This window comes from Methylobacterium sp. B1, from assembly GCF_000333255.1.
GTDB classification, from domain to species: Bacteria; Pseudomonadota; Alphaproteobacteria; order Rhizobiales; family Beijerinckiaceae; genus Methylobacterium; species Methylobacterium fujisawaense.
The window spans coordinates 1-8,716 of record NZ_BACT01000655.1 but is presented as its reverse complement, the minus strand read 5'-3'; the positions used below and the strand labels follow the sequence as shown (position 1 = coordinate 8,716).

Sequence of the window (8,716 nt, the reverse complement as noted above, 5' to 3'; positions counted from 1 at the left end):
CTGCGCCAGGCTCCGGCGCAGTTCCGCGCCCAGGGCGCCGTCATGCGCCTCCAGTGCGGCCAGCACGCCGGCATAATCCGACACGTCGGTGACCACGGCCACATCCGCGTGGTTCTTGGCCGCCGCACGGATCATGGCCGGGCCGCCGACATCGATGTTCTCGATGCAGTCGGCATCCGACCGGTCGGCCGCGATGGTGGCCTCGAACGGGTACAGGTTGACCACCAGCAGATCGATGGCGCCGATCCCATGGGCGGCGAGCGCGGCCTGATGCTCCGGGTTGTCGCGGATGGCGAGCAATCCACCGTGAACCGCCGGGTGCAGCGTCTTGACCCGGCCGTCCATCATCTCCGGAAAGCCCGTGAGATCGGCCACCTCGGTGACAGGCAGGCCGGCCTCCTGCAGGGCACGGTGCGTGCCCCCGGTGGAGACCAGCGCGATGCCGCGGGCGTGGAGCGCCCGGGCAAAGTCGACGAGGCCGGTCTTGTCCGAGACCGAGAGGAGCGCGCGGGAGACCCGCACCTGATCGTGCGCCATAGCTTCGTGCCGAAAGTTCGAGATTTTCCGGCGCGGTAGCATGGAAACGGTGAGCCCGGCCAGCCGGCTCCCTCAGGGTGCCACCCCGCGCAGCGGCGCGGACGCCTGACGCTCGAAGCTCCAGCGGACCTCCACGTCCTCGGAGACGCGCAGGTGCAGCACGATCTGGTCGGTGCGGCGCGGCCCCGTCAGGCCCGAGAAGTAGACGCTCTCCTCGATGGCGATCTCGGCGTTCTCGGCGCGGAACACCCAGACCTCGCCGAGCGCCGAGGCGAGTTCGAGCCCGTCCGGGATGCCGCGCACCGCGATGCCGGGATGGAGATGGAAGCGGATCGCCACATCCTGCGGGCGCAACCGCCGCCCCCGGCTTTGCGCCTTGCCCTGGCGCAGGAAGGCGTCGCGGCCCTCCAGCCGCACCGACGCGTGGAACAGCTGCCAGCGGCGCTCGTGCACGATACCGAAATCGGGCGCGTAGCCGTTGTGCCGGGCCGCGAGGACGACGCTGTCGGCCTCCTCGGCGCGCTCGGCGGCCACCGCCGAGGGCCCGCTCAGCACCACGGGCCCGCGCCGGCGAATCAGCCAATCGGCCAGGAGCCGTTCGCCCCACCACCCGGTACGAGTGAGGAACCGGCACGACGAGCTGTGGGCGACCGAGGCCGTGGAGTGGGCCGGCGTCGAACGGGCGAGGAGGCGCAGATCCGCCCCGCTGGCCGGCAGGCCGCAATTGACCACGATGCGCTGGGGGCCGCTCGACATCTCGAAGGCGAGGCAGCCGGCCCCGGCATTCACCGAGTAGGGCAGCGGCGGGCAAGCGCCGACATCGGCCACGATCACGACCCGGCCGCCTTCCAGGCGCTCGTAGCCCGAATTCGGCGCGTGCATCAGCGGCCGGGCGAGCGCGCCGTCGTAGACCAGCAGGGTCGCGAGGTGGTCCGCATCCGTGGCGCCCATGCCGTTGAAGTGGCTCAGCGAGGCGTCCGGGTGGCGCAGGAGTCGCAGCAGCGGCAACATCCGGTCGACGGCCCGCAACAGCGCCATCGGCGGCTCGACGCTGCGGCTGAGGTAGCTCTGGCGCAGGGGCAGGAGGTCGAGGAGCAGATCCATGGCGAAGCGCGGGTCGCGGGACCGGTGGCCACCATCGGTCAGGATCTGGCGGTCGAGCTCCCGTGTCAGAATCCGGGTCGCTCGACGCAGGATCGGCTGAATGCCGTCGCAGCACAGGCCGGCGTAACAGAGCGCCACGGCGGCGTTCAGGCGCCATTGCGGTGGCACGCCCCGCCGCAGATCGCGCTCGAGTTGCTGCGCGTTGCGTCCGATCGCCTTGAGGAAGTTCTGGTAAAAGCCGTGATCGGCCCCCTCCAGCACGAGGGGCGACTGGCACAGGAACGAGATCAACCGGCGGGCCGCCACCGGCGTCTGCCGGGCGAGCGCCGCGTCCCCCCGGCCCGCGATGAAATCGGCCACGAAGGCGCGGGCATTGGCCCTGGCGAGGGCGGTGTCGGCGGCGCGCAGGTGGCGCAGCCAGCCGAAGCCGTAGAGTTCATCAGCCCATTCCGGCGACGGCGCCGCGTAGTCGAAGGGTGAGCCGCCGCTCGCCGCGAGCGACCGGCCCGCGAAGACGAACAGCCCGGCATAGATGTCGTCCGCAAAGGTCGCGTCCGAGGTCCGCAGGTCCTGCGGGGCGATCACCAGTCCGGTCACCCGCATCCGGGCGAGGATGTCGGGCGGTGCTGTGACGCTGGCTCCGGCCGCGCGGCCCGCGCGTGCAGCCTCGCGCGCGACGAGCCGATAGAAGCGCCAGCGGTCAGGCCCCCAAGCCACGCGATCTCCGAGCTGCGCGTTTTCACAAGGCCCCAAGGCCTTGAGCCCTCGCGTACGAGGATCGGCTGGCACCCGTTTCGTAAGGCTAGTGGGGGCCTCTTAACCGGCGGTTTACGCTATGTCATGCCCGACGCCGTGAAGGCGACAGAGGACGGCACCGCCAGTCGTGGCGGCTCGTGATCCGGGCAGGATCGGCGCAGCCGCAGAGCACGTCGTCAGGATGGAAGCTCGATCCTGTCCTGTCGGAGCCGGCATCCGGCCATGACACGGGCCAGCCCTCGGCGGAGCGGCTGCAGCGCAATCGATCCCGCGCCGGTCGGATCGGGTCACTTCGGCATGAGCGCGGCGTCGAACGCCGCCAGGTTCGACCGCATCAGGTCGAGATAGGTCGCTGCCGGACCGTCCGCCCCGGAGAGCGCGTCGGAATAGACCTTCCCGCCGATGCGGGCGCCGCTCTCGCGGGCGATCTGCTCCATCTGGCGCGGGTCGCTGATGTTCTCCAGAAACACCGCGGGTACGCGCTCGCGGCGAATCTGGCGGATGATCGACGCCACGTCCCGCGGGCTCGCCTCGCTGTCGGTGGAGACGCCCTGCGGCGCGATGAAGCGTAGGCCGTAGGCCGCCGCAAAATAGCCGAAGGCATCGTGGGTCGTGATGATCTGCCGCCGCTCCGGCGGGATTTGGAGGATCGCTGCCCGGACGTCCCGCTCCAGGGCATCGAGCTTGGCGAGGTAGCCGGCCGCGGCCTCCTGATAGGCGGCGGCATGGGCCGGATCGACCTTCACGAGGCCGTTCCGGATGTTCGCCACGTAGATCCGAACGTTGGCGATGCTCTGCCAGGCATGCGGATCGAAGGCGTGCTCACCGTGTCCGTGACCGCCCTCCCCGTGGACATGCTCGTCCTGCGCCGGGATCGGCGACACGCCCGTCGAGACGGTCACCACTGGGGCGCGCGTGCCGGAGGCGCGGATTAGCCGGTCGAGCCAGCCCTCCAGCCCGAGGCCGTTGACGAATACGATATCGGCCTCGGCGAGCTTGCGCGCGTCGGCTGGCGACGGGCTGAAGCCGTGAACGTCGGAATCGGGTCCGACCAGGGTGGTCACCGTCACGGACGCACCGCCGATCTGCCGGACGAGATCGCCCAGGATCGAGAAGCTCGCAACCGCCCGGATCGGGACGGTCTGCGTGGTGGCCACCGCCGGCACCCCAAGTCCGAGCCAGACGGACAGGACCGCGAGCGCCGCGATCCGGAATGTTGTTGCCACGCCCCGCACCGTTCCACCTTCCCGCGCCTTCGGTCGCACCTGCCACTAATGTAACATTGTTACATACACAAGCGGGATACATGCCCGGTCCCCAATGCGCGGCGTCGGACGCGTCGCGCCCCGTGGGTTCCGACGCTGTCCGGAGCGTCAAGATGGAGGATTCCATGTCCCGCCGTTTGAGAGCGAGCATCCTGGTAACAGGGGCGCTCGGCCTGGGTGTCGCCAGCGCGGCCGTTGCGCACGACCATGGACCCGACGGCTTCCGCGGTCACGGGCGCTGGAGTGCGCTCACACCCGAGGATCGGGCGGCCTTCACGGATGCCCGCATCGCCGCCCTGCATGCCGGCCTGAAGCTCAACCCCGACCAGGAGAAGCTGTGGCCGCCCGTGGAAGCTGCAATCCGTGACATGGCCAAGATGCGCCAGCAGCGCCGCGAGGCGATGCGCGACCGCCCCAAGTTCAGCGACGATGCCCCAGCGGCCCTTCGGGCGATGGCAGATGCCGCGACGGCACGCGGAGAAGCCCTGCGCAAGCTGGCCGACGCGTCCCAGCCGCTCTACGCCAGCCTCGATCAGGACCAGAAGCGGCGCGCAACGATCCTCGCCCGGCCTATGGGCGGGCATGGTCACGGCGGCTGGCATCGCGGCCGGGAGGGCGGCCGGGAGGGCGGCCGCGGTCCGGACGGCGACGACCGTTGAGCCAAAGGCCTTGATCCGCGGCGATGGCGGCGGCACACCGCTGCCGCCGCGCATCCTGCCCGAGGCCGGCGCTGATCCGACCTGGTAGGTTTCATGGCGCGCCTCCGCGGCGACACGGCTCCCCTCCTCGCGCGCCTCTGGCGCGCCTGGCTGTACCCGCACCGGGCCACCCTTGCCGTGGTGCTGGTGCTGATCGCGCTGGTGGGCGCCTCGACCGGCCTCTACCCGGCGCTGATCAAGGCCGCCTTCGACGCCTTCGACCGGAAGGATGCGGCGGCCATCGCCTATGGGCCGCTGGTGGTGATCGTCGTCACCGCCACGCGCGGCTTCGCGCTTTATGGCCAGACCGTTCTGACGAACAGGGTGGTCACCCGGGTCGAGGCCGACATGCAGGCGGCGCTCTACGGGCACCTGATCGAGTCCGATCTCGCTCAGCTCGGCCGCGAGAGCCCGGCGGCGCTGACCCAGCGCTTCACCACCGATTTCGCCTTCATCAAGGAAGCGCTGACCCGCATCTCGACGGTGCTCCTGCGCGACATCGCCATGCTGATCGGCCTCGTGGCGGCGCTAATCTGGATGGATCCGGTGCTGACTCTGGTGGCCGGCGTCACGGTGCCGTTCGTGGCCGGACCGATCGGGCGGATCGGGAAGAAGCTCAGGCGGGTCTCGACCTCGACGCAGGAGCAGATGGGCGCCACCGCCAGCCTCATTTCCGAAAGCCTCCAGGGGGTCCGGGTCGCCAAGACCTACGCCATGGAGGCCTACCTCAAGGGCCGCGCCGCGCAGGCCCTCGACGAGGTGCGCCGCCTCAAGATGAAAGCCGCCAATGCCCGCGGGCGTCTCGACCCGCTGCTGGAGATCGGGGGCGGCATCGCGGTGGCGGGGGTGCTCGTACTGGTCGGACAACGGGTGCTGGCGGGGGAGAAGACGGTGGGCGACTTCACCGGCTACGTGGCGGCGCTGCTGCTCGCCGCGCAGCCGGCCCGGGCGCTGGGGAACCTCAACGCCATCCTGCAGGAGGCGGCCGCCGCCCTCAGGCGCTACTTCGACGTCATGGACGAGGCGCCCGAGATCCGCGAGGCGCCCGACGCGCGGCCGCTCACCGTGTCCGCCGGGACGATCCGCTTCGACGGCGTGCGGTTCCGCTACCGGCCGGATGCGCCGGCCCTGGAGGGGATCGATCTGACGGTCCCGGCGGGCTCGGTCACGGCCCTGGTCGGACGCTCAGGCTCCGGGAAATCCTCGCTGCTCAATCTCGTCCCGCGGCTCTACGACGTGACCGAAGGCCGCGTGACCATCGACGGGCAGGACGTCCGCGCGGTGACCCTCGCCTCCCTGCGCGCGGCGGTGGCGGTGGTGTCGCAGGAGGTGGTCCTGTTCGACGACACGATCGCGCGGAATATCGGCTTCGGCCGGCCCGGGGCGTCGCCTGCGGAGATCGAGGCGGCCGCCCGCGCCGCCGCGGCCCACGACTTCGTCGCGGCCCTTCCGGAGGGCTACGACTTCCGTGTCGGGCCCGGCGGCGGCCGACTGTCCGGCGGCGAGCGGCAGCGGGTGGCGCTGGCGCGCGCCTTCCTGAAGGACGCGCCGATCCTGCTCCTCGACGAGGCGACCTCCGCCCTCGATTCCGAATCGGAGCGTCTGGTCCAGGAGGCGCTGACCCGGCTGATGCGGGGCCGCACCACCCTGGTGATCGCCCATCGCCTCTCGACGGTGCGCGACGCCGATCAGATCGCCGTGATGGAATCGGGCCGCGTGATCGAGACCGGACGGCACGACGCCCTGCTCGCGGCCGGCGGCGCCTATGCACGCTTGCACCGGCTCCAGCTGTCGGAGCCCGCGACCGCCGAATAACGCGCATGTGCGGTGACACCGTCATGCGCCGGCTCCGTAGATTCGCGCGCCGGAGCGCGCCATAAGGGCCTCAGTCGATAAGGACCAGACCGTGAGCGACCTGACGTTCGAGATCCAAAGTCATCCCGCCCCGCGGACCGCCGAGGAGCGGGCCGCGCTGATGGCGAATCCTGGCTTCGGCAAGGTGTTCACCGACCACATGGTGGTGGCGCGCTACACGGCCGGCCGCGGCTGGCACGATGCGCGGATCCAGGCCCGCGAGGCGATTCCCCTCGATCCCGCCTCCGCGGTGCTGCACTACGCGCAGGAGATCTTCGAGGGCCTCAAGGCCTACCGCACTGCCGATGGCGGCGCCGCCCTGTTCCGGCCCGACGCCAATGCGCGTCGCTTCCGGCACTCGGCCGAGCGCCTGGCGATCCCACCGTTTCCCGAGGATGCCTTCGTCGACGCGGTGCGCAAGCTCGTCGAGATCGACCGCGCCTGGATCCCCGACACGCCCGACGGTAGCCTCTATCTCCGGCCATTCATGATCGCCACCGAGGCGTTCCTGGGCGTCCGGCCGGCCTCCGAATACCTGTTCATCACCATCGCGTCGGCGGTGGGCTCGTACTTCAAGGACCCGAACAGTACCGTCACGGTCTGGGTTTCGGAGCATTACACGCGGGCCGCCCCGGGCGGCACCGGCGCGGCCAAGTGCGGGGGCAACTACGCGGCGAGCCTCGCCCCGCAATCCGAGGCCGCGGCCCAGGGCTGCGAGCAGGTCGTCTTCCTCGACGCGGTTGAGCGCCGCTACATCGAGGAACTCGGCGGCATGAACGTGTTCTTCGTCTTCGAGGACGGCACGCTGGTGACGCCGCCGCTCTCGGACAGCATCCTGCACGGCATCACCCGCGACTCGGTCATAACCCTGGCGCGGGAAGCCGGCCTGACCGTGAAGGAGGAGCCCTACACGATCGACGCGTGGCGCACCGACGTGCGGGAGGGCCGCCTGACCGAGGCCTTCGCCTGCGGGACCGCCGCGGTGATCACGCCGATCGGCACCGTGAAGGGCCGCGAGGAAAGCTTCACAATCGGGAACGGCAAGGCCGGTCCGGTGGCCCAGCGGCTGCGGAGCCTTCTGGTGGACATCCAGCGGGGCAACACCAATGACGCCCATGGCTGGTTCCAGAAGATCTTTTAAGGCGTCTCGCCAGTTCGAACTCATGGCACGGGGGTCGAGCAGGCTTGGCTCGCACCCTCGGCGCGGCACCCGCACGTCCAACCCATCCCCGCATCGTGAGATGGCGCAGCGCAACGGAGGCCTCGCAGGAGGCCTCCGAACGGCCGCGCGATCCCTGGACCGCGCCTGCGAGGCTGCTGGACAGCACCTCAGGATAAGAGGGATCGATCGGACAGACCGCGTCATGCCACGGCGGTTGCGCCCGTGACCGTCGCGGCGGGGCAGGCTCCCGATGCGGCCACCATCGGCCCGTGGAACCCCGGCGTCCGATCCGATCTGCCGTCCGCCTTCCTGCCGCTGGTGACCGTCTACCGGTCCGAGCACGTCGAGACGCCGCTGCGCGACGCCCTGGATCTGAGCGACCTCTGCGGGCTGCCGGCCCGCCAGCTCAGCCGGTTCCGGGCCCGCCGCCTCGTCGTCCATGAGGTGCTGATCCGCGTGATGTCGGACCTGTCCGTGCCGGTCGGTGCGGTCTATGCCGATCTCGGCGTGAACTTTCGGGCCATCGTGTCCACGATCCTGCGCGAGGGCATCGAGCCCCGCCTCAGTGAGATCGAAGCAGCCCTCGCCCAGATCCGCGCCGAGGCCGACGCGCTGCTCGATCGTGAGGTCGCCGCCATCCTCGACGAGGCGCCGGCCCCGCCGCCACCCGAGCCGCGCTGGCTCGATAGGCTCCTCGGACGCCGCCCCCCGGCGGTCGTGGCCCCGCGCGAGGATCTCGCGACCCGGTCCCTGCGCCATCTCGAGACTTGGCAGCGGCGCGCCGCCGAATCCGGCGACGGCCTGGAGATCGCCGCCTGCGAGGCCCTGCGCAGCGTGGTGTCCGGCCTCATCGCGCGGCAGAACACCTTGATCCGCGACGGATCCCTGATGCGGACCATCGCCGGTACGCTGGTCTCGAACGGCTACGGCAGCCGCCGCATCGGCGAGCTGATCGAGCCCTGGATCGCCGCAGTGGTGGAGGCGCATGGCTATCGCCGGCTGGCGCCGCAGGACTTCCCGGTGGTGATGAACGTGAAAGGGGCCTCGGCCTCCGGCAAGAGCACGATCCGTCCCTACCAGCTCGGCCTCGCCAGACGTCTCGGCATGGCGTGGTCGGACTTCGCGGTGATCACACCCGACGTCTGGCGCAAGTACCTCCTCGACTACGACAGCCTGGGCGAGGCCTCCCGCTATGCCGGGACGCTGACGGGCTACGAGGTCGAGATCATCGACATGAAGCTCGACCGCTACGTCACCCGCAAGCGGCCGAGCGGCGGATCTCGAACCTGCTCATCGACCGGTTTCGGTTCGACAGCTTCCAGGCCGAGGCCGGCTCTGAC

General features: G+C 70.5%; 5 protein-coding genes and 2 pseudogenes. 4 read left to right on the top strand and 3 right to left on the bottom strand.

Going from position 1 to position 8,716, the window contains the following annotated elements:
- The 3 genes and pseudogenes from purH to I53_RS19440 all read right to left on the bottom strand — a co-directional run.
- Positions 1-537 (bottom strand): annotated as a pseudogene (gene purH / locus I53_RS19450) (bifunctional phosphoribosylaminoimidazolecarboxamide formyltransferase/IMP cyclohydrolase); the annotation flags it as partial.
- Between the two features lie 72 nt (positions 538-609).
- On the bottom strand, positions 610-2,358 hold the full coding sequence (locus I53_RS19445; RefSeq protein ID WP_043353729.1) for a heparinase II/III family protein: 1,749 nt from the start codon (positions 2,356-2,358) through the stop codon (positions 610-612).
- Between the two features lie 326 nt (positions 2,359-2,684).
- Entirely contained in the window at positions 2,685-3,623 is a 939-nt protein-coding gene (locus I53_RS19440; protein WP_083936105.1) for a metal ABC transporter solute-binding protein, Zn/Mn family, read from the bottom strand.
- A gap of 164 nt (positions 3,624-3,787) precedes the next feature.
- On the opposite strand from I53_RS19440, the gene I53_RS19435 reads away from it, so the two are divergent.
- The 4 genes and pseudogenes from I53_RS19435 to I53_RS19420 all read left to right on the top strand — a co-directional run.
- Positions 3,788-4,321, top strand: a complete 534-nt coding sequence (locus I53_RS19435; RefSeq protein WP_043353732.1) for a Spy/CpxP family protein refolding chaperone — start codon at positions 3,788-3,790, stop codon at positions 4,319-4,321.
- 93 nt (positions 4,322-4,414) lie between these two features.
- Positions 4,415-6,175, top strand: coding sequence for an ABC transporter ATP-binding protein (locus I53_RS19430; protein ID WP_043353725.1), 1,761 nt, complete (start codon positions 4,415-4,417; stop codon positions 6,173-6,175).
- A 91-nt stretch (positions 6,176-6,266) separates the two neighbouring features.
- A complete protein-coding gene (locus I53_RS19425) occupies positions 6,267-7,355 on the top strand; it encodes a branched-chain amino acid aminotransferase (RefSeq protein ID WP_043353724.1) in 1,089 nt (362 codons plus the stop codon).
- Positions 7,356-7,598: 243 nt separating this feature from the next.
- A pseudogene (locus I53_RS19420) lies at positions 7,599-8,716 on the top strand (hypothetical protein); the annotation flags it as partial.

What these genes read in the sequence shown, in the direction of transcription:
- I53_RS19435 (WP_043353732.1), top strand. Translation starts at nt 3,788, where the DNA reads ATGTCCCGCCGTTTGAGAGCGAGCATCCTGGTAACAGGGGCGCTCGGC.
- I53_RS19430 (WP_043353725.1), top strand. Translation starts at nt 4,415, where the DNA reads ATGGCGCGCCTCCGCGGCGACACGGCTCCCCTCCTCGCGCGCCTCTGG.